General features: G+C 37.4%; 12 protein-coding genes and 1 pseudogene. 10 read left to right on the forward strand and 3 right to left on the reverse strand.

Translation table 11 applies throughout. From position 1 onward, the window contains the following. Positions 1–21 precede the first annotated feature (21 nt). The 4 genes and pseudogenes from AC6UDC_RS05220 to AC6UDC_RS05235 all read left to right on the forward strand — a co-directional run. Positions 22–561, forward strand: a complete 540-nt coding sequence (locus tag AC6UDC_RS05220) for an HdeD family acid-resistance protein (RefSeq protein WP_500696117.1) — start codon at positions 22–24, stop codon at positions 559–561. Positions 562–706: 145 nt separating this feature from the next. Next, positions 707–976: a CsbD family protein gene (locus AC6UDC_RS05225; protein ID WP_500696116.1), complete on the forward strand. Its 270-nt coding sequence runs from the start codon at positions 707–709 to the stop codon at positions 974–976. 773 nt (positions 977–1,749) lie between these two features. Further along, on the forward strand, positions 1,750–8,415 hold the full coding sequence (locus AC6UDC_RS05230; RefSeq protein ID WP_500721643.1) for a mucin-binding protein: 6,666 nt from the start codon (positions 1,750–1,752) through the stop codon (positions 8,413–8,415). Beyond that, positions 8,406–8,498, forward strand: a pseudogene (locus AC6UDC_RS05235) (hypothetical protein); the annotation flags it as partial. The gene AC6UDC_RS05230 and the pseudogene AC6UDC_RS05235, both read left to right, overlap by 10 nt. Positions 8,499–8,784: 286 nt before the next feature. Here AC6UDC_RS05235 and AC6UDC_RS05240 read toward each other — a convergent pair. Continuing rightward, entirely contained in the window at positions 8,785–9,837 is a 1,053-nt protein-coding gene (locus AC6UDC_RS05240) for a lactonase family protein (RefSeq protein ID WP_500696013.1), read from the reverse strand. 240 nt (positions 9,838–10,077) lie between these two features. Here AC6UDC_RS05240 and AC6UDC_RS05245 point away from each other — a divergent pair, with 240 nt between their 5' ends. From AC6UDC_RS05245 to AC6UDC_RS05270, 6 genes are all read left to right on the forward strand, one after another. Next, the gene (locus AC6UDC_RS05245; protein ID WP_500721647.1) at positions 10,078–11,421 is read left to right on the forward strand and encodes a glutamate--cysteine ligase; all 1,344 of its coding nucleotides are present in this window, start codon (positions 10,078–10,080) and stop codon (positions 11,419–11,421) included. A gap of 94 nt (positions 11,422–11,515) precedes the next feature. After that, a complete protein-coding gene (gene rapZ, locus AC6UDC_RS05250) occupies positions 11,516–12,397 on the forward strand; it encodes an RNase adapter RapZ (protein ID WP_500707325.1) in 882 nt (293 codons plus the stop codon). Then, positions 12,398–13,405, forward strand: a complete 1,008-nt coding sequence (mgfK, locus tag AC6UDC_RS05255) for a gluconeogenesis morphogenetic factor MgfK (RefSeq protein WP_500699770.1) — start codon at positions 12,398–12,400, stop codon at positions 13,403–13,405. A gap of 11 nt (positions 13,406–13,416) precedes the next feature. Further along, positions 13,417–14,349 (forward strand): DNA-binding protein WhiA, encoded by a 933-nt coding sequence (gene whiA / locus AC6UDC_RS05260; protein WP_500707326.1) that lies wholly within the window; start codon positions 13,417–13,419, stop codon positions 14,347–14,349. 136 nt (positions 14,350–14,485) lie between these two features. Beyond that, positions 14,486–18,877, forward strand: coding sequence for an Eco57I restriction-modification methylase domain-containing protein (locus tag AC6UDC_RS05265; RefSeq protein ID WP_500721650.1), 4,392 nt, complete (start codon positions 14,486–14,488; stop codon positions 18,875–18,877). A gap of 8 nt (positions 18,878–18,885) precedes the next feature. Beyond that, a complete protein-coding gene (locus AC6UDC_RS05270) occupies positions 18,886–19,599 on the forward strand; it encodes an N-6 DNA methylase (protein ID WP_500707328.1) in 714 nt (237 codons plus the stop codon). A gap of 66 nt (positions 19,600–19,665) precedes the next feature. On the opposite strand, the gene clpP is transcribed toward AC6UDC_RS05270, so the two are convergent. Together clpP and asnB are read right to left on the reverse strand one after the other, a co-directional pair. Next, positions 19,666–20,259: an ATP-dependent Clp endopeptidase proteolytic subunit ClpP gene (clpP, locus tag AC6UDC_RS05275; protein ID WP_500694292.1), complete on the reverse strand. Its 594-nt coding sequence runs from the start codon at positions 20,257–20,259 to the stop codon at positions 19,666–19,668. Positions 20,260–20,357: 98 nt separating this feature from the next. Continuing rightward, positions 20,358–22,274, reverse strand: a complete 1,917-nt coding sequence (gene asnB / locus AC6UDC_RS05280) for an asparagine synthase (glutamine-hydrolyzing) (protein WP_500707329.1) — start codon at positions 22,272–22,274, stop codon at positions 20,358–20,360. Positions 22,275–22,323: the final 49 nt, after the last annotated feature.

The following is a 22,323-nucleotide window of genomic DNA, read 5'->3' on the forward strand; positions in this document are numbered from 1 at the left end:
AAACTATTGGAGGTCATATTTATGATGTACGAAGATAAAAAATGGGGATTTGATTGGTTTGAATGTCTATTTGGCGTTGTCTTATTATTAGCCGCTGTTTTGATGTTCTTCCACCCAACTACAAGTGCTGCTGTTTTGGCGATCATATTCGCCGTCGTTGCATTAGTTGCCGGGGTAAAATCAATTTGGGTCTATCGAAAGTTAAGTCAAGAAATTGGCTATCGAAGTTTTACGATGTTAATTGGTGGTGCGATTGAAATCTTGTTAGCACTATTGTTCCTGTTTAACGTTCATGCTGGGACCTTTACCCTAGGGATCCTATTTGCAGTTTGGATTCTGGTTTACTCAATCTGTCAGTTGATTGTAGTTGATCACATTCGTAAGTTTAACGGTGGGGTCTTCTGGACGTCACTTGTTTTTGATCTTATTACACTATTTTTAGGAATTTTCTTACTGTTAGACCCAAGTCTAGCTGCTAAGGTTTTAGCTATAATTGTGGGAATTGTTTTGTTAGTGGCAGGAATTAACATGATTATGCTGGCATTTGCTCACAAACTATAAAATTAATTAAGACACCTTAAATTAATGAGGTGTCTTTTTTGGATTAATTCTTAATTAATATCTTAATGGGGGAAGTCTTTACTAGTTATTATTTTACAGGCATGATACTATTATATTGAATTATTAATCAATATGGAGGGTCATTATGAAGAATTTACTTTTAGGTTTTAGTTTGGGTGCAAACATCGTGTTAGGTTACTTAGTACTTGAAGATCGTTATGATTTAGACGATATTGCTGACCGCATCGATAACTTGAGTGACGTTGCCCAAGGTAAGGCACAGCAAATTAAGGGTGCTATCTCTGGTGACACCATGGATAAGATCAAAGGTGACCTACAAAGCAGTAAGGGGAACTTTATGAACAAAGCCCAAGATGCTAAAGATGACATCGACAGTGACCTTGATAACGAATAATTAGATAGGAAAAAAGCAATTTGCAATAATAAAGCGTCGTATAATATTTAGATTTTTTATATAAATCTATACTTCTAAGGATTCATACCGATTTAAATTGGTATGAATCCTTTTTTTTAGAAATTCGTTTATCATCAAACCCTTTGAAGAGAGTTATTCACTAGCGAGAGTTGTTCTAACTCTTTCGGATAACTAAGGCTTTTTACACATTAAGAGAATAATGAATGTGAATTTAATTATAATTAATATAATGTGATTTCTTTTATAATTTTATTCACAAGCAGCCACGTAATCCAGTAAAAACCAATGTTGGTAAACATCACAAGGAATGATTTTATGTTTTGCTAATGATTTATTAGCAAATTAATTTTCACGGTAATTCTCACATAGTGCGATTAAGCGGGGCTTGCGGAGCATCTTGTTGCTATACTTGGCGTTGAATTTGACTGTCATTTTCATTATGTACAATCACTAATTAACATTTAAAATTATTATTAGGAAAAAGTAAGAATTACGTTGCTATCATTGGACTTACGCAGCTAATGTTACAAAACCATTACGATTTTTCGTTTTATTTACACACAATGAGAAACAATTACCTCCATGCATTGGTTAATCGTGGAAAACACTGCTATGTATGCCTTTGTTTTACTCATATTGTATAAAATACGGTTGTGTTCAATTTAATTTCAGATTGTGCAATAATTACTTAAGGCTAAGTAGGCCGGTAAGTATAGATTAATTTGAAATTAGAAGGGCAGGTTTTTATTTATATGTTTAATCGTGATAGCAAAACACATTATAAGATGTATAAAGCTGGTAAACGATGGCTGTTCAGTGCAATTACAGTCACGATGTTTTCAGCCGGGATTTCAGGCGGAATCCTTATGTCTAACCAACATAATGTGAAAGCGGACGTTACTAACAACGCTCAGATGAATTCACAAAATAGTGATTCGTCTGATAAGCAAGTAACAGTACCGCAAAATCAGACTACCAATGATCCGGCAACTGATCAGAACGTCACCAAGAGTGATGAGGCAGCAAATACACAAGCTAATTCATCACAAAACGATACAACTGATCAAAATGTTACCAAGAATGATGATGTTTCAGCTAAGCAGACCGACTCATCACAAAATAAGTCTTCTGATCAAAACATAGCCAAAAATAATGACACCACATCAGATAATCAGACTGACCAAAGTGGCACTAAAAATAATGATGCATCTGACCAAAAGAAAGATGCCGCACAAGATCAATCAGCTGACAAGCAGACTGACCAAGACGCCACCAAGAACGACGATGCTTCTAACCAGAAGAAAGATGCCACACAGGATCAATCAACTGATAAAAAAGCTGACTCTGATGCCACTAAACAAGACGCAACTAAGAATGATGACACGACTAATAAAGTAGCCAATGCATTAAAAGATCAATCAGCTGATCAAAATTCCGATCAGAAAGCAACTACAAGTGATAACGCAGTAAACAAGCAAGACGCTGCGGTAGATGCTAACCAAAAGGCTGATGATCAAGCAGCAGCCATGAAGCAAACGGCGGCAGCTTTAGCCACCGATGATGGTCAAGCTAAAGTTGCAACTACCAATTTTGCCGAAAGACAACCATTCAACGTTGACATGCAAGATCCAGATTATAAGACACTAGGAGTTCCTTGGGTCGATCCTGATGAAGAGCACTATACTTACGGATATGTAAGTGTTAATGCCCCAGAAGGCACAACCAAAGTTAAGTGGTTAGTTTGGTCAACTGATCGTAATGGTGATGGAACTGTTTATGTAAACGAAATTGATGCTGATGGTAATGTAATTGGAACTTATCTATTAAAGGATAATGGTACAACTTTGTCTTCCACTAACGTTGATGGATTGCATTACTACAAGTGGGATGATCATAATACTGGAGTTGGTTTCAATGCCGACCAACCAGATGGTTATTCACTTATTAAAGAGTGGTTCTATAACAATTCTAGTGATAGTGCTGTTCCACTTGGTCAGATGTCAATTATAACTCCAGAGGTTGTTGATCAAGTAGTTACATGGACTAGCCGTGATACCGGGCAAGTAATGGTTACTAAAACTTACAAGGGAATTGCTGGTCAACATTATACGATAAGTGGATTACCACCAGAAATCCCAACCACTTATTATATTTCTACACAACCTACTAACGCGTCCGGCTCTGTTTCAAACTTTGGTGTTCCTGGTACTGTGTGGACTGAATATTATAGAGAGGGTTATCGTCTTGTTTATACTGAGACTGATGATCATGGTGGTATGAAAGTTCAACTCTTTGATAAAGATGGTAATTTAATTCAAGGTAGTGATGGTCAAGATACTTATTACATTGATGCAAATTATATGTATGATCCTGCTAACAAGCAGTATTCTTGGAGTATTGATGGATACGGTAGAATTATCCTTTTGTCAATTTATGTGCCACAATCACGGAAAATTGACTTTGGAGTTGCTCAACTGGGAAAATTAGTTCCAGTTGATTCCAATGGCAATCCGATTGACAATGGATCCCATGATGTTCCATACGAAACGCAACCAGACGATCCTACTAAAGCACAACAACCTCAATTACCCAATATTCCTGACATGATTCCAATGGATCCCCATGATCCAAGTCAACCATTAAAACCAGGTCCAGATGGGACTTATCCATACCCAATTACGGATCCCGGTTCAGATACCAAGGTCCCTTATGGTCCCGCTACTAGTCAAGTGACTGATAATAGTGGTAAGGGAAACATTACCGTTCACTACAAGGACGCTAACGGCAACACCGTTGCACCTGATAAGACGATGACCGTGCCGTTTACGAGAACTGGTACTAGAGATAATGAGACTGGTAACATTACTTGGGGCGACTGGGAACCAGCAGACAATGCTCATCCAGTGATTACATCACCAGATGTTCCTAATATGACTCCTGATCAGCCAACGGTTACTGGGAACGCCACTGAAGGTAAAGATGATGTTCATACCGTGATCTACAGTGACACCCTAACTACAGTAACTGATAATAGTGGTAAAGGAACCGTGACCGTTCACTATGTTGATGTTAACGGCAAGACCATGGCAAAGGACCAGGTTGTTACCGTTCCATTTACTAGAACGGGGACTAAGAACGAAAAGACTGGTTCAATTACTTGGGGTGACTGGAAGCCAGCCGATAACGCTAACCCAGTCATTAATTCTCCCAAAATTACTGGTTACACACCAAGTCAAGCTAGTGTAACGGGTGATGCTGCTGAAGGAAAAGACGATGTTCATACCGTTGTCTACACTGCCAATGAAGAACAAGCTCATGTTGAATACATTGACCAAGATAATGGCAATAAAGTTCTAGTAACTGATAACTTAAACGGCAAGTTCGGTAGTCAATCTGATTACAGCACTGCGGATCGAATTGCTAGTTACGAAGCTCAAGGCTACGAGTTGGTATCCGACGGATACCCAAGTGGTTACAAGTTTGGCGACAATAATCCCACCTTCCAAGTTGTCTTAAAGCACAAGACCAAGGAAGTTACGCCAGATAACCCCGGAAACCCAGGTCAACCAGTGGATCCTAACAACCCAACGGGACCGAAGTATCCTGATGGCACTAGCAAGGACAACTTAACTAAGTCCATTACGAGAACCATCCACTACGTTTACGCCGATGGCAGTAAAGCCGCAGATGACCAAGTAGAAACGGTTACGTTCAACAGAACCGCTACTTTTGATGAAGTAACTGGTGAGATAACTTATGGTGCTTGGACATCTGACAATGATGTCTTTAGCTCGGTTGATTCACCAGCCATTACGGGCTACACTCCTGATCAAGCGACCGTTGGTGCTTTAACTGCCACCGCTGACACGAAGAATTCAGATGTTAAAGTCACATACACTGCTAACGATGAGCAAGCTCACGTTCAGTATATTGACCAAGATGATGGTAATAGGGTTATCAAGACTGACAATTTAAACGGTAAGTTTGGTTCTAAGTCTGATTACAGTACAAAGAACGAAATTGCCAGCTTAGAGGCCCAAGGTTACGAATTAGTCACTGATGGTTATCCAAATGGGTACGAATTTAATACCGACAACCCAACTTTCAAAGTTATCTTTAAACACAAGACCAAGACGGTTACGCCAGATAATCCGGGTCAACCGGGACAACCAGTTGATCCAAATAACCCAACGGGACCAAAATATCCTGATGGAACTAGTAAAGATAACTTAACCAAGTCAATTACGAGAACTATCCACTACGTTTACGCTGATGGTAGTAAAGCAGCTGATGATCAAGTAGAAACCGTTACTTTCACCAGAACGGCAACCTTTGACGAAGTAACTGGCAAGTTAACTTACAGTGACTGGACTTCAACTAACTCCGTCTTTGGACAAGTTGATTCTCCAGCCATTACTGGTTACACCCCTGATAAGACCAGTGTTAGTTCTGAAACTGCCACCGCTGATACACCTGACGGAAGTGTTACCGTTACTTATAATGCAAACGAACAAAAAGCCGTAGTTAACTATGTTGACGAAGATAACGGTGATGCCGTTCTTCATACTGATGACTTAACTGGTAAGTTTGGTAGTAAATCTGGTTACTCAACCAAAAATGAAATTGCCACTTTAGAAGCTAAGGGCTACGAGTTGGTATCCGACGGATACCCTGCTGATGGCTTTACTTTCAACACTGACAATCCAACCTTTACCGTTGTTTTGAAGCATAAGACTAAGACGGTTACGCCAGATAATCCGGGACAACCAGGTCAACCAGTGGATCCAAATAATCCAACTGGACCAAAGTACCCAGACGGAACTGGTGTAAATGATCTGACTAAGAACATTACAAGAACCGTTCACTATGTTTACGCTGACGGTAGTAAAGCTGCTGATGATCAAGTTGAGACGGTTACCTACACTAGAACGGCAACCTTCGACCAGGTTACCGGTAAGATTATCAGCTACGGCGACTGGACTACTAAGAATGCGGTCTTTAGCTCAATTGATTCACCAGCCATTACGGGATATACTCCTGATAAAGCGACGGTTGGTTCCGAAACTGCCACTGCTGACATGCCAGATTCAAGTGTCACGGTTACTTACACCGCCAACGATGAACAGGCTCACGTTCAGTACATTGATCAAGATGACAACAACCGAGTTATTAAAACTGATAGCTTAAACGGTAAGTTTGGTTCTAAGTCGGATTACTCTACTAAGGCTGAAATTGCTGATTTAGAAAGTCAGGGTTACGAGTTAGTCACTGACGGTTATCCAAATGGCTACGAATTTAATACCGACAACCCAACTTTCAAAGTTGTCTTTAAGCACAAGACCAAGACGGTTACACCGGACAATCCGGGTCAACCAGGACAACCAGTTGATCCAAATAATCCAACGGGACCGAAATATCCAGATGGGACCGGCGTAAATGATCTGACTAAGAACATTACGAGAACCGTTCACTATGTTTATGCCGATGGCAGTAAAGCTGCTGACGATCAAGTTGAGACAGTTACCTACACTAGAACGGCAACCTTCGACCAAGTTACTGGCAAGATCATTAGTTATGGCGACTGGACTACTAAGAATGCGGTCTTTGGTTCAATCAAATCTCCTGAAATTACTGGATACACTCCAGATAAAGCTAGCGTTGGTTCAGAAACAATTGGTCCTGACGCAACGAATTCTAGTGTTACCGTTACCTACAACGCCAATGATGAAAAGGCTCAAGTTGAGTACATCGACCAAGATGATGGTAACAAGGTTATTAAGACTGATGACTTGAACGGAAAGTTCGGTTCTAAGTCGGACTACAGTACGAAGGACGAAATCGCTAAATTAGAGGCCCAAGGATATGAACTTGTATCCGATGGCTTCCCAGGTGATGGTTACACCTTCAATACTGATAACCCAACTTTCAAGGTTGTTTTGAAACACAAGACCAAGGAAGTTACTCCGGATAATCCAGGAAACCCAGGACAACCAGTTGATCCAAACAACCCAACTGGACCAAAGTATCCAGATGGTACTAGCAAGACTGACTTGACCAAGACCATCACTAGAACCGTGCATTATGTATATGCTGACGGTAGTAAAGCTTCAGAGGACCGCATTGAAACGGTTACGTTCAACAGAACGGCCACCTTTGATGAAGTTACTGGTAAGGTAACTTACAGTAACTGGACTTCAACGAACGCCGTCTTCGGTTCAATTGTTTCCCCAACCATTACGGGATACACTCCAGATAAGGCAAGTGTTGGTTCTGAAACCGCAACGGCCGACACACCAGATTCAAGTGTCACGGTTACCTACAACGCTAACGATGAAGTCGTTCACATTAATTACGTTGATCAGGATAAAGGTAATGCCCTTATCACTAGTGATACCGTTAACGGTAAGTTTGGTAGCAAGGCCGATTACAGTACGAAAGATGAAATTGCTAAGTTAGAAGCGCAAGGATATGAATTGGTATCCGACGGATACCCTGCGGATGGCTTTACTTTCAACACTGATGGCCCAACCTTTACGGTTGTGCTCAAACACAAGAGTAAAGAAGTTACGCCAGACAATCCAGGAACTCCAGGACAACCAGTGGATCCAAACAACCCAACTGGACCGAAGTATCCTGACGGAACCAGCAAGTCCGACCTAACTAAGAACGTTACTAGAACCATTCACTATGTTGATAAGAATGGGAACAAGTTAGCTGATGATGTGGTTCAATCAACGACCTTTACTAGAACGGCAATGTTTGATCAAGTTACTGGTCAGGTAACTTACAGTGCATGGACGACTAAGAGTGACGTCTTGAGTGGGGTTAACTCGCCAGTTATCAATGGTTACTACACCAACACTGCTTCAGTTGGACAAGCAACGGTTAAAGCTGATTCCAACGACTCTGAAGTAACCGTTGTCTACTACGCCTTAGGTCACTTAGTTCCTGATGTTCCGGGCAGTAACCCAATCGTTTATCCAAATGATCCCAATAACCCAAGTGATGCTGGTAACCCACTTATCCCTGACATTCCTGGATACACTCCAGTTGATAAGAACGGGAACAAGTTGGTCCCTGGCACACCATATCCGATCGATCACAATGATTTAGGAAAAGATACCCCAATTCATTATGTGAAGAATGCTGAACCAGAAACTCCGGTAACTCCAAACAAACCAGAGAAACCTTCAGCACAACCGGAACAACCAGAACCAACTAAGCCAAGTGCACCAAAGGAAGTTCCAGCCGCACAACCGGAAGCTCCGAAGGCTAAGCAGGCCCACAAACTCCTGCTAAAGCACCGGCTCAACCAGCTAAACCCAAAGCAAAGCAAGTTCCAGCAGCTAAGCCAGCTAAAAAGTCTGAAAAGAAGACGACGTTACCACAAACTGGTCAAAGTTCTGATAGCTTCTTAAGCCTGATCGGAACCATGCTTCTGTCACTTCTCAGTTTCTTTGGCTTAGGGAAATGGTTTAAAGACCGAAAAGAAACCAAGTAAGTTTGTGATTTAAAGATTAAGCGAGATTAATAAGTTTAAAGGCTAACATCCATTTTGGGTGTTAGCCTTTTTATAAATTCATACTTTCAAGGACTCATACCGATATTTAATCTGTGTGAGTCTTTTTTTCTTACCTGAAATGTTTGCTTTAATGTTAAAAAAATATTTAGTCATAATAAAAAGCTCCAAATCAGTTAGTTTTTACCTAACCATTTTGGAGCCTATTAATGTCTAAAAATTACAGAGCACTTCATAAATTAATAAAATGTTTTTTAATGACAAATTATTAGTCAACGTTTTTACGTCGAACCACACAGGTACCTTCAGGAACTTCGAAATCTTTTTGAATCAAAGTTAATTTTCCGGTATCGGCGTCTCGTGAGTAAAGAGTAGCATTGTCACTGTTTTGGTTAGCAACGATAAACATTGATTCATCGGCACTAAAGTTAAAGTCGCGAGGGAACTCACCTTCACTTGAAATCAATTGAATTCGTTTTAAATCACCATTTGGTTTAATCTTAAATACCGCAATTGAATCGTTACCACGGTTTGAGACATAGACAAAGCGGTTGTCCTTTGAAACTTTGATTCCAGCAGCACCGTTGTGACTTTCCCAATCGTCAGGAATGGTTGAAACAATTTGTTGAACCGTGAATAATCCAGCCTCTTCGTTGTAGTCAATCACAGCAACTTTACTGCTTAGTTCACCAACAAGGTAACCCTTGCCAGTTCCTGGAACAAAAGTAATGTTTCGTGGTCCAAAGCCAGGGTGAGCGTTGACTTCGCTGACTAAGTTTAATTTACCTTGATCAGAAACATCATAGAGGTAGACGCGGTCAAGACCAAGGTCACACACTACCAGTCGATTATCAGGAGTTAGATTGGCATAATGAGGGTGTGGTCCGTCGGCCTGCTCAGGAAGTGGCCCAGGAATTCCATTATCTTGGGCACGATCGGTAAGCTTTAAAGTGCCATCTTCTTGGATTTTGTAAACGCTGGCGTGTCCCATGTGGTAGTTGGCGGTAAAGACAAATTGGCGTCTTTCGTCAATGGAAACAAAGGCGGCTGAAGTACCTTTTTCGATGCATTCCTGCATTTCTTTAGCTGGGATGGTTTTACCATCGAAAGTTGCCACTCCACCACGGAGTTCTGGTTCGTCCATATTACGATCAACGGCGTAGATCTTGTGGGCTTTTGACTCAGCAAGATATGTAGGACTACCAATCTCAGCTACTAATTGAGTGTTTTGTAATCTTTTTTTGTCGGTATCTAACTCGATTTGGTAGATCCCCTGGCTAGCATTAATGGTGTAAGTTCCAATTAAATATTTTTCAATCATGATCTCAATTCCCTCCTAATATATACAGTTTCATTTTGCCACAAAAGTGATCCTTTTGCAGTCGAAATGTATTTTTATTTATTCAAGTTTCAAATTTTATGGATGGTAAAAGTAGTAATCGTGACGGAAATGAAATTAGTTTAGTAAATTCTATTGACGTATCACATGAGCGGTGTAAACTATTGGAAATTTCACCTATCAACTAATCGTGAAATTATCAACAGGTTTGGAGGGATGAAAATGGGAAGCAAAGCAAAATTTGTTAACTCACCAAACGAACTTTTTGCTGGTTCGTTTGGCATCGAGATCGAGGAGGAACGGGTTGATCTGAATCATGACAGTCTCTCTCGCTACGCTCACAGACGTGAACTAGGTGATCGACGAGGGAAAACCCACTTTCAGACTGACTTTGCTGAGTGTATGGAAGAATTAGTTACGGATAAACACACGACCACCAAAGGAGTGCTCCTACAAATGCGATCACTTCAGTCTATTCTTCATGGAACACTAGAACCAAGTGAGATTATTTGGCCGATGTCGATGCCACCCAAACTTGATGAAGATGATGTTAATTTTGTAAGAAAGACGTTTAAGCGTTTTTGGATGGATGATTATCGCAAATGGCTCGTGAGACGCTACGGAATTTTTCGTCAAATCATGTGTGGCATTCATTTTAACTATTCACCCAGTGCTCAAATTATTGAGATTTTTCAACGAAATTATTCCATTGATAGTCGGAAAAGGGCACAGTCAGAGCTATTGTTTCAAATTGCTCAACAATTGGTAGGATATCGTTGGCTTTTAACGTACCTTTTTGGGGCCAGCCCGCTATCAGAAAATCCAGAAGATCACTTATTCGGTGCTGAAAAAAAGATTGTCCCAGTCCGTTCTTTACGTTCCAGTCAATACGGATACGAAAACTTGGATAATATCCATGTTTCTTACGCTAGTTTGAGTCAATACGTAAACAACTTGCAGCATGAGGTTAATTCCCACAAATTATTTTCCGAGAGTGAGTTTTATGGTCCGGTGCGCTTGAAGGCTAAAGATGGGATTAATTCTGTTAAGGAAGAGGGATTCGACTATCTTGAACTTCGGACCCTTGATCTTGATCCATTTGACTTTTTAGAGATTAATTTAAAAACTTTAAATTTCATCCATCTTATAATAGTTGACGGGATCATTAATCCTCAGAAATGGACTGACGAAAGTTTAAATGAAGCAAAAGATCAAAATAATCGGGTCGCTTTACAACATCCAACTGCTCCGTTACCACCATCTTTACAGAGTAAGACTTATCGGGTCTTGGATCAGCTTGATGAATTAATTGAACATGCTCCTAATGATTTAAAACCAGAGCTAGTTCAAGCTAATGAGGCCGCTAGAAATAAAGTTGATAATCCAAACTTGACACCATCCGCAAAACTAATGAAATATGCTGAGAATCGCTCATTAATGAATTTTGGAATTCAGCGCGGTGAGCAACTAAAAAAAGAGTATGAAAATCAGAGCATTGAGGATGCTTTTCCTGGGGTTCAACCAGATACAGTTAATCAATACATTGAGAAACAAAAGGGAGTTTAATGAGTATTCATTAACTCTCTTTTTTGAATCATCCTGAGACTATATAAATGACACACCCGGTATGTTATACTTATAAGAGTTTGGAGGCATCAAAATGGCAGATAACGAACAATTTGTGATTATCACGGGCATGAGTGGAGCAGGTAAGACACTGGCCATGCAAACATGTGAAGATTTAGGGTACTTTTGCGTTGATAATATCCCACCTTCTTTAATTCCGAAGTTCATGGAATTGGTTCACACTTCTAGTGAAATTAAGAAGGTTGCTTTAGTAATTGATTTAAGGGCTCCAGCCTCATACCGCGAAATTGTTGATACTTTGGTTAATATGTCTAACGACAAAGACACTGAGGATCAGGTGATTTTTCTCGATGCCTCTGACGAAAAATTAGTGTCTCGATATAAAGAAAGCCGGAGAACCCATCCCTTAGCACGAAAAGGGCGGGTAGTTGATGGAATTGAAAAAGAACGAAAATTAATGAAAAGGGTCAAAGACTCTGCTGATCTTGTTATTAATACAAGTGATTTGACCCCACAGGAATTACGTGAGGAAATCATTCATAAGTTTAAGCTCTCTCATTCAGAGCCATTTCACGTTGAATTAATGTCGTTTGGATTTAAATATGGGCTTCCAATCGATGCTGACATTATTTTGGATGTGCGTTTTTTAAAGAATCCATTTTATGTGGTTAAGTTAAGAAGTAAGACTGGAAAAGATCAAGATGTTTATGACTACGTTATGAACCAAGATGAAGCTAATGAATTTTATGAAAAAGTCTTTGACCTCGTTAAATTTACGTTACCTAAATTTAAAAAAGAAGGAAAATCGACTGTCACCATGGCAATCGGTTGTACTGGCGGTCAACATCGTTCGGTTGCAATGGTTGAACGATTGGCTAAGGATATCAAGGATCAACTTGGATATCCAGTTAATGTTACCCATAGAGACATTAACCGTCACAAAGGGGTTAAATAAATGATTGATAAAGTAGGTAAAAGAATCGGACGTCCTAAAATGGTTGTAATTGGAGGAGGAACCGGTTTACCTGTAATTTTAAAAAGTTTGAAAAAGCGTGATGTTGATATTACCGCTGTTGTCACGGTGGCTGATGATGGGGGGTCATCAGGGATCCTTAGAAACTACATTAATGTTTTGCCACCGGGAGATATTCGCAATGTTATAGTGGCACTTTCGACGTTGCCTCAGATTGATTTGGATATCTTTCAGTATCGCTTTGAATCTTCCGACAAGTTTCTTGCTGGGCATGCCATTGGCAATTTAGTAATTGCGGCGCTTTCTGAAATGAGTGGCGGCTTTTTTGATGCCATCCAAAAGTTGACCGACATTATGAAGGTCGACGGGCATGTGTATCCGGTGTGTGATGAAAGTTTAGAGCTACATGCTGAGTTTTCCGACGGGACGACCATGTCTGGAGAATCTGAAATTACCAATTCTGACAAAATGATTAAAAAAGTGTGGGTTGAATCTACTGATGGCAATAAGAAGCCAGAGGCAGTTCCAAGTGTGATCAATGCGATCATGAACGCTGACCAAATTGTTTTGGGACCGGGAAGCTTGTTTACCAGTATCTTACCCAACCTGATGGTTGATAATGTTGGCAAAGCGGTTACTGAGACCGACGCGGAAGTTGTTTATATTTGTAATATCATGACTCAGAAGGGTGAAACCGATAATTTCACTGATGCTGATCATGTCCGGGTTTTAAATCGTCATTTGAAAACTAATTTTATCGATACCGTTTTGGTTAACAATAAAAAAGTTCCAGCAAGTTATATTGATCATCAACGCTGGGGTGATGAAGCTCAACCAGTGAAATCTGATTTTAAGGGTTTAAAGAAACAAGGTTGTCGGGTAATCTCTTCTGATTTTCTTGAATTAAGAGACCATGGAGCTTTTCATAATGGACTATTAGTGTCCGACGAACTGATTCGTTTATTAGGGCAACCTAAAATTCGCCATTAGGGGATGATTAGATGTCATATGCTAGTGACGTCAAAAAAGAATTAACTAACCTAGAAGTCCATCGAGCTAACGCAAAAGCAGAACTGATGGCGTTGATTCGAATGAATGGAACACTTAAAATATCCGAAAAACACCTGGTGTTAGATGTTCAGTCCGAAAATCCAGCAATTGCTAGACGACTGTATCAACTTTTACTTCAGTTTTATCACGTTGAAGGAGAAGTTCTGGTTCGAAAAAAGATGAAACTAAAAAAGAACAATCTATACGTGGTGCGTTTGAATCATCATGTAAGAGCAATCTTGGATGATTTGGGCATTTTGGATGGAAACAAGATTATTGAACGGGTGCCATTAGAGTTACTTAAAGATGATGGGCAGGTTCGTTCTTACTTACGTGGTGCATTCCTAGCGGGGGGATCCGTTAATAATCCAGAAACATCTCGGTATCACCTTGAAATTTATTCAACGTATGAGAATCATAACGAAATGATTGCGGAGATGATGAATCGTTATCATTTGGGCGCTAAAACTACCACGAGACGAAGCGGGTGTATTGCGTACCTGAAAGAAGCTGAAAAGATTGCGGATTTTCTGCAATTAATTGGGGCCACTAATTCTATGTTAAAATTTGAGGACATTCGAATTGTCAGAGACATGCGGAATTCCGTTAACCGACTTGTAAACTGTGAAAATGCCAATATGAATAAGGTAGCCAATGCATCAACTAGGCAAATTGAAAACATTCAGTTTATAAAGGAAACCGTGGGGCTTAAAAAGTTGCCACCAAAGCTTCGAGACGTTGCCGAGGTTCGCATGAAGCATCAAGAAGTGAGTTTAAAGGAGTTAGGTGATTTGGTTCCAGGAGGACCGATTTCTAAGTCCGGCGTGAATCATCGATTACGTAAGATTAATGAGTTTGCGGCTGGATTACGATCTGACGAGTAAAAAAAGACTGGTATATTTATCAGTCTTTTTTAATTAGGATAATAATACTTAAATGATTTTTGTGAAGTAAGGACCCAAATGGTAAAATTATTTTAAATAAGTTACGTATTAATTGGTATGTTATGGGGTATATAGTTTGAGTAATTTTGAATTTTTAAAAGAAGACTTAGATACTAAAGATTATTTTTTACCTGCTAAAAAAGCGGAGGATTTCTATACTCAAAATCATTATGATGATGAATTTGTTAATATTCGAAAGATTGTTGAGGATATAGCGTCTAAAGTTTTAGATTTTGCATATATAAATGTTGGTAATAGGGATACATTGGCAACTAAATTATACGAAATAAAAAGACAAAATCTTATTTCTGATGATGCAGTAATTGAAGATCTTTATAAATTAAAAAAGATAGGTAATAGCAGTGCACATGAATTGGAAGAAACTATTACTAAAAGTGATGCGTTAGATGGATTAAAAAAACTTCAGAGTGTATTAGTGTGGTTTAGTAATAAATATACAAATAATTTGAATAACAATATTTCTTTTGTAATTCCTAAAATGGTAATTTCTTATAATACTATGGAAAAAAGAGTTATTTATGCTCAAACAGCCAACAATTCAAATGGACAGTTCCCAGCTTATGATGGATTAGAAAAAATTGGAGAATCATCATTACCAAATGACGAAATGGAATTGGATACAACACCAGATAGTGTGGATTTGCGAAATTCAGCGGAAAAAAGAATTAATCAATATATGGAGACATCTGGTGTCCCACATATTTTGCAATGGGCTGAATTAGCCTGGAATAAAAAAACAAAAACTTTCTTTCATGATTATGATGTCCATAATGTTTTAAGCAGATCAGGGATTAAGAAGGATAACGGAACAGCTGGTCAAGAATGGTTTCGTACCGATTTAAATACAGTTAAAAAAGCGATTAAAGCAGTAAAAGACGGTAAGAGTGCTATTGGAACAGTGAAACCAAAAGCTCCCATAATTAAGTTGCGTCCTGAACAGAATGATGCAGTTAAGAAGACAAAAAGAGTTTTTGAAAAAAACAGCAAAAGTAATAATAAAATGCTTTGGAATGCCAAAATGCGATTTGGAAAAACTTTAACTGCTTTGGAACTTGTTAAAGAAGAAGAATATAAAAAGGTTTTAATAATGACTCACCGTCCTGTTGTATCAGATAGTTGGTTTGAAGATTTTAACAAATCAGGTTTAAGTAATGATGGATATCAATTTGGATCTAAGAAGAAGGGTGAATCTATTACCAACTTATTAAATTCAAAAGATCCATTTATTTATTTTGCTAGTATACAAGATCTACGTGGATCATTTTATGTAGGTGGAAAATCTAGTGATAAAAATAAGGAGCTTTTTAATACTGATTGGGATTTAGTAATTATTGATGAAGCACATGAAGGTACACAAACAGAACTAGCAGAAAGAGTATTAAATGCTGTTAAAAAAGAAAATACTAAAGTATTAGAATTATCAGGGACTCCATTTAATATCGTTGATCAATATAAGGATGATCAAGTCTATACATGGGATTATGTAGATGAACAGAAAGCTAAAGAAAATTGGTCTCAAAAATGTCCTAATGATGATAATCCTTATGAAGGTCTACCTAAGGTTTCAATGTATACATTTGAAATGAAGAATAAAGATAAATTTGAAACGTTGGATAAGTCTTTTGATTTTAAAGAATTTTTTAAGGTAAATAATGATGGTAAATTTATTTATGAAAAACGGATAGAAAAATTTCTTGATAACATTACTAGTACAAATAAAAATACCAAGTATCCATTTTCAACTGAAAATTTTAGAAATAAATTGAGACATACACTCTGGCTTCTTCCAGGAGTTAAAGAAGCTGATGCATTAGAAAAGTTAATGAAGAAACATCCTATTTTTAAAAATTATAATATTATAAACGTTGTAAAAGATGGCCATGAGGATAATGCTACTGATGGTGATTTACAACGTGTCCATGATGCCATCGGAAAGCATCCATCTGAAACAAAAACAATTACATTAACTGTTAGAAAGTTAACTACAGGTATAAATGTAAAAGAATGGACAGGAGTTGTATTTTTATCAAATACTAATAGTCCTACTCAATACTTGCAAGCAGCCTTTAGATCACAAACTCCGTTTTCTGATGAAAAAATGGGAATGAAAACAAATGCTTATATATTTGATTTTGCACCAGATAGAGCACTTACGATGGCATCTAGTATTACAAATTTACATTCAAATGCGGGTCAAGTAAACGATAAAAAACATACAGAGAAGATGGAAAATCTTCTTAACTTTTTCCCAGTAATTGGTGAATCAGGAAATGGAATGAAAAATTATAATATTGATGATTTAATGGGGCAGGTAAAGAAGGTTTATGCAGAAAAAGCTGTAAGGACTGGATTTGATGATGATTCGATTTATAGTGATCAATTACTGTTTAGTTTAGATGAAAATGACATTAAAAAAATTAATGGAATTAAAAAAATTATTGGAACTACTAAGAAAGAAAAAGCCCCTATAAAAATTACAGTAAATTCTACTGGGTTAGATCAGGAAGAGTATGAAAAATCTCTTGATTTTGAAAAAAAGTCTGCAAAATCACGTTCTCAAGCTGAACAAGAAATTATTAATAAAAAGAAAAATGCAAAGAAGCAAAGAGAAGCATTGATTTCTGTATTGAGAGGTATTTCAATTCGAATTCCCTTAATGATTTATGGTATGAATGTTGATATTTCTGAGGATGTTGATATTGATACATTTATAAATAAAGTAGATGATAAATCATGGATTGAATTTATGCCAAAAGGCATAACAAAGGGTAAATTCAGGGAAATAGTAAAATATTATGATCCTGATATTTTTGTTGGCGCAGGAAGAATAATTAGGCAGAAAGTTAAGGATTTAGATTTATTAGATCCGGTTGAAAGAGCCGAGCAATTAGCTCAAATCTTTGGTACTTTTAAGAATCCAGATAAAGAAACGGTATTGACTCCATGGCGTGTTGTAAATATGCAATTAGGAATGACTATTGGCGGATATTCGTTTTTTGATGAGGAGTATAATGACACTATGAAGGGTGGTATCCCAGCAAATCATTGGATTCAAACTAATAAAACTGATGATATATTTTATGATGATACTAGTATATTAGAAATAAATTCTAAAACTGGATTGTATCCTTTATATGCTGCTATATCTTTGTATAAACAACGCATTGATAAATTAAATAATAGAATGGCTGGCAAGTTTACGTCAAAACAAGAAGACGATATTTGGGAAAATATTTTATGTCAAAATATTTTTGTTATTGCAAAGACACCAATGGCAAAAACTATTTCCGAACGTACATTAACGGGATTTAAGACTATTAAAACAAATATTAAATATATTGATGGTATCGTAGAAAATTCTCGTAATGATATTAATGGTGAAGTAAAAGAAATTAGGGAGGATTTTAATAAAATGAAGTTTGATGTTGTAGTTGGTAATCCTCCATATCAAAAACCAGAAACTAGAGAAGGAGGGCGCATGGAACAGTTATATCCTCAGTTTATGGATTTATCGTATAAATTGGCGGATGTAAGTATTCTTATCACTCCGGCAAGATTTCTGGCTGGTAAAAATCAATGGTCGCAAAAATTACTTTCTGACAAACATTTTAAAATAGTCAAGTATTTTAAGGATGGTAAGCAAATATTTCCCAATACAGAAATTAAGGGTGGAGTTGTAATTACATCATATGATATTAATGAAAATAATGAACCCATTAATGTATTTCTTCCTAATGACAAATTAAAGGACATATTTAATAAAGTTTGGAAGTCTGATTCTAATAAAAAGTCAATAACAGAAATAGTTACACCAAGACCAGCATATAGATTTTCAGAAAAATTCTTTGTAGAAAACGTCGATGCTTACGCAAAACTAGGTAAGACCAAACATGATGGGATAAACTCAAATGCTTTTAAGCAATTTCCAAATATATTTTTAAGCCCAGACCAAATTGGCAACAAAGTAAATCAGAATAATTTCTATAGAGTTTTAGGACTAGATAATAATAAAAGAGTATGGAAATTTATTAGAAAAGATTATGTTAAAAATAATGATTTTACTCATAAATACAAAGTTATTATTCCAAAGTCAAACGGAAATGGGTTAATTGGTGAAGCACTTAGTCATCCTATGATTTGTGATCCTGATTTTATTGCAACAGATACATTTTTAAATATTGGTCAATTTGAAAGTAATATTGAAGCTAAGGCACTTCTTAAATATTTAAAAACTAAGTTTGCTAGAATTATGTTAGGAGTTTTGAAAGTAACTCAGGATAATCCGAAAAGTGTTTGGAAATATGTTCCTATGCAAGACTTTACTCAAAATTCGGATATTAATTGGAGTGAGTCTGTGGATTCTATTGATGCTCAATTATTTAAAAAGTATAAACTTTCTGACTCTGACATCAACTTTATTGAAAATCAAGCTTCTAGAATGGAGTAATTTAATAAATGTCAAAAAAAAAATTAGTAGGATCTGTTGACAGAGTTAAAAACAATGGTGAAGTTTTCACTCCACAAAAGATTGTAAAATTTATGCTAAATCAACCTGAACTAAAAAAAGCCTTTAACATACTAAATTCGACTTTTTTAGAACATTCAGCTGGACAAGGAGCATTTTTAATAGAGATTCTAAAGAAAAAAATGAAATTAGCAGAGAAGTTAAGCTCATCCAAAAAAGAATATGATGAAAAAGTTTTAATAGGGCTATCTTCAATTTATGGAATTGAGTTACTTGAAGATAATGTTGAAATGTTGGTTATGAATATGATTTTAGAATTTGATGAGGTTTATAAAAATGTGGTAAAAACGCATTTTGCTGACAAAACCAGTAGAGATGTTATTAAAAGTGCAAAAACAATAATTCAGGCTAATATGGTTCAAGGGGATGCATTAACAAAAGAAACTAGTACTGGTGATCCAATAATCTTTAGTGAATGGAAATTATTGCCTAAAAAGTATGGGGTAATAAAAGTAAAAAGAGAAGAAATTACGTTTGCATCTATATTTGATGAGAGTAAAAATAACGATTTGGCTTCTTCTCATGGTGTGGAAGAATATGATTTGTTTCAAAATGATTTTGAAACAAAAGAAAGAGAAGTAGAATTGATTAATTATTCCCCAGTTAAGATTACTAAAGTTTATCGTGAACTTCGAGATTCTTGATTAAACAAAAAAGCAGCAATTAGAATAATAATTCTAATTGCTGCTTTTGTTATAAACAGAAACTAATTATTTTTTGTCAGAACTGTTTTTCATGATACCATCAATCAAACCGTAATCGACTGCTTCGTCAGCAGTAAGATAATTGTCTCGTTCAGTATCACGGTTAACTCTTTCAAGGGGTTGACCGGAATTTTCGGCAAGTAATTCATTAATCATCTTACGAGCACGCAAAATTTCTTTTGCGGCGATTTCGATTTCAGTTTGTTGACCTTGAGCACCACCAGATGGTTGGTGAATCATGATTTGAGCATGTGGCAATGCAAAGCGCTTTCCTTTGGCACCAGATGAAGCCAAGACACTGGCCATTGATGCTGCCATCCCCATTACGATGGTTTGAACATCGGCGTGGATGAAGTTCATCGTATCGTAGATTGCCATTCCAGAAGTGATAACACCACCTGGTGAGTTGATGTACAAGTAGATATCTTTGTCAGAGTCTTGAGCATCCAAGAACAATAGTTGAGCAATAATTGCGTTAGCCATATCATCCTGGATTTCACCGGATAACATAATGATTCGGTCTTTTAGAAGACGTGAGTAAATGTCATATGCACGTTCACCTTGTGGTGAGTTTTCGATGACAGTTGGAACTAAATTCATATCCATACTCCTCCTTTGATAATTTCAAATTATATCAAGTTATAAAAGTCATTCTACATTAAAGGTCAATAAAGGTCAAAAACTTTGCTTGATGATAATTATGCGATTGATTCACGTGAGTATTTGTGTAAATCAACTTCTTTATTGTAGTTCATCTTGGTGTCTTCTGGGAAGTAGACGCCATACCAAAGAATGAAAGTGTAGATGGTAAAGATCTTTTGCATGCTGGATTTACCTTCCATGTGTTCTTTCAGGATGCGGTCTAATTCGTCCACATTAAAGAACTTTTGGGCAATATCGGAATGAAATGCTGTTTCGATTTTATCATGGTATTTGGGTTCTTTGATCCATTGTGCGATTGGGGATGGGAAACCTAGTTTTTCTTTGTCGGCAACGACCTTTGGTACTTGCGAGGAAGCCGCTTTTCGAAAGGCCACCTTAGTGATTGGATTGCCGTCTTTATCAAATGAAATTCGAGTTTTAGTTGGCATCGTTTTGGCGAATTCTGCTACGTCTTTGTCAACTAGTGGAGTTCGAACTTCAAGACTGTTAGCCATGCTCATCCGGTCAGCCTTTTGCAGGATATCAAAGGGTAACCAGGTGTTAATGTCAAAGTACTGTTCCTGCGTTACTTCGTCCCTGCCAGCCACTTCATCAAAGATATGCTTAGTGTACTGACCAGTATCGAAGTTAAGTGATTTATCTTTTAAGACGCGCTCACGATCGTGTTCGTCAAACACGTAGTTAACCCGATAGTATCGTTCATACAACGGTTGAGCACCACGGATTAAGAAACGACGACCGTGAAAACGTGGGAGTGATGAGGCGATTTTACCGAGAGCGGTTCTAACAAACTTTGGTACCATCTTTTGGTACTTCTCAAAGGTAAAAGCTTCAAGGTACGTATTGTATCCGCCAAAGAATTCATCAGCACCTTCACCGGATAATGAAACAATTAGGTCTTTTCTAGCACTATGTGACAGGTAGTAAAGTTGTGGAGCAGAAGGATTAGACAGTGGTTCGTCCATGTAGTACATCATAGTAGGAAGGAAATCGAAGTAATCCTCACCATCAATTGTGGTGGCCGTGTTCTTTTGTCCAATTTCTTTTGCAAACTTAGTTGACCATTTTAATTCACTGTACTTAGAACCGTTAAACCCAAGTGAAAATGATTGCATGGGTTTAATCTTAGCGGCTTCATTGAGCACATAACTGGAATCGACACCGCTTGAGAGAAAACTACCCAAAGGAACGTCAGACGCCATGTGCGCCTTAACACTGTCATCAACTAATCCTTCGATCTTTTTAGCGTCCCCATCAATGGTTTGCGAATTATCAATGTGATCGTAGTTGTACTTGTAGTATGTGTCAGTGGTAGTTTTACCATCTTTATAGATGAAATACTGTCCTGGCATCACCTTATAAACGTTTTTAAACATTGTTTCTGATGATGGGATGAATTCAAAACTTAAGTGAACTGGTAATAATTTGGTATTCAGTTCCTTTTTAAAATTAGGGTTTGCCAAAAAGGCTTTGATTTCGGATCCCCACATGAAGTTCGTTCCATCATCATAGTAGTAGAGTGGTTTGATACCAAAGTGGTCTCGAGCTCCGAAGACTTGGTGTTTCTTTGAATCGTAGATTGTAAATGCAAACATTCCGCGAAGCTTTGAAAGTAATTTTTTCGGACCCCATGCTTCGTATCCGCGAATTAAAACTTCTGAATCACAGTCAGTATCAAATTTTTGACCTACTGCAATTAATTCTTTTTGTAAATCTTTATAATTATAAATCTCACCATTAAAGGTTAAAACGTCGGTATCATTATCACCAAACATTGGTTGATGACCATTGGCTAAGTCAATGATTGATAAACGACGAAAACCCATTGAGATTTCATCATTTTGGAAGAAACCATCATCATCTGGTCCACGGTGTTTAATTCTTTTAGCCATGCTTTTGATAGTATCCTTCGGGATATTATTTTGGTTAATATAACCAGTAAATCCACACATAGTATCCTCTCCTTTTCAATTGCTTATTAAATTGATTATTTCTGCTAAC

This window comes from Fructilactobacillus sp. X7R7C1, from assembly GCF_059901065.1.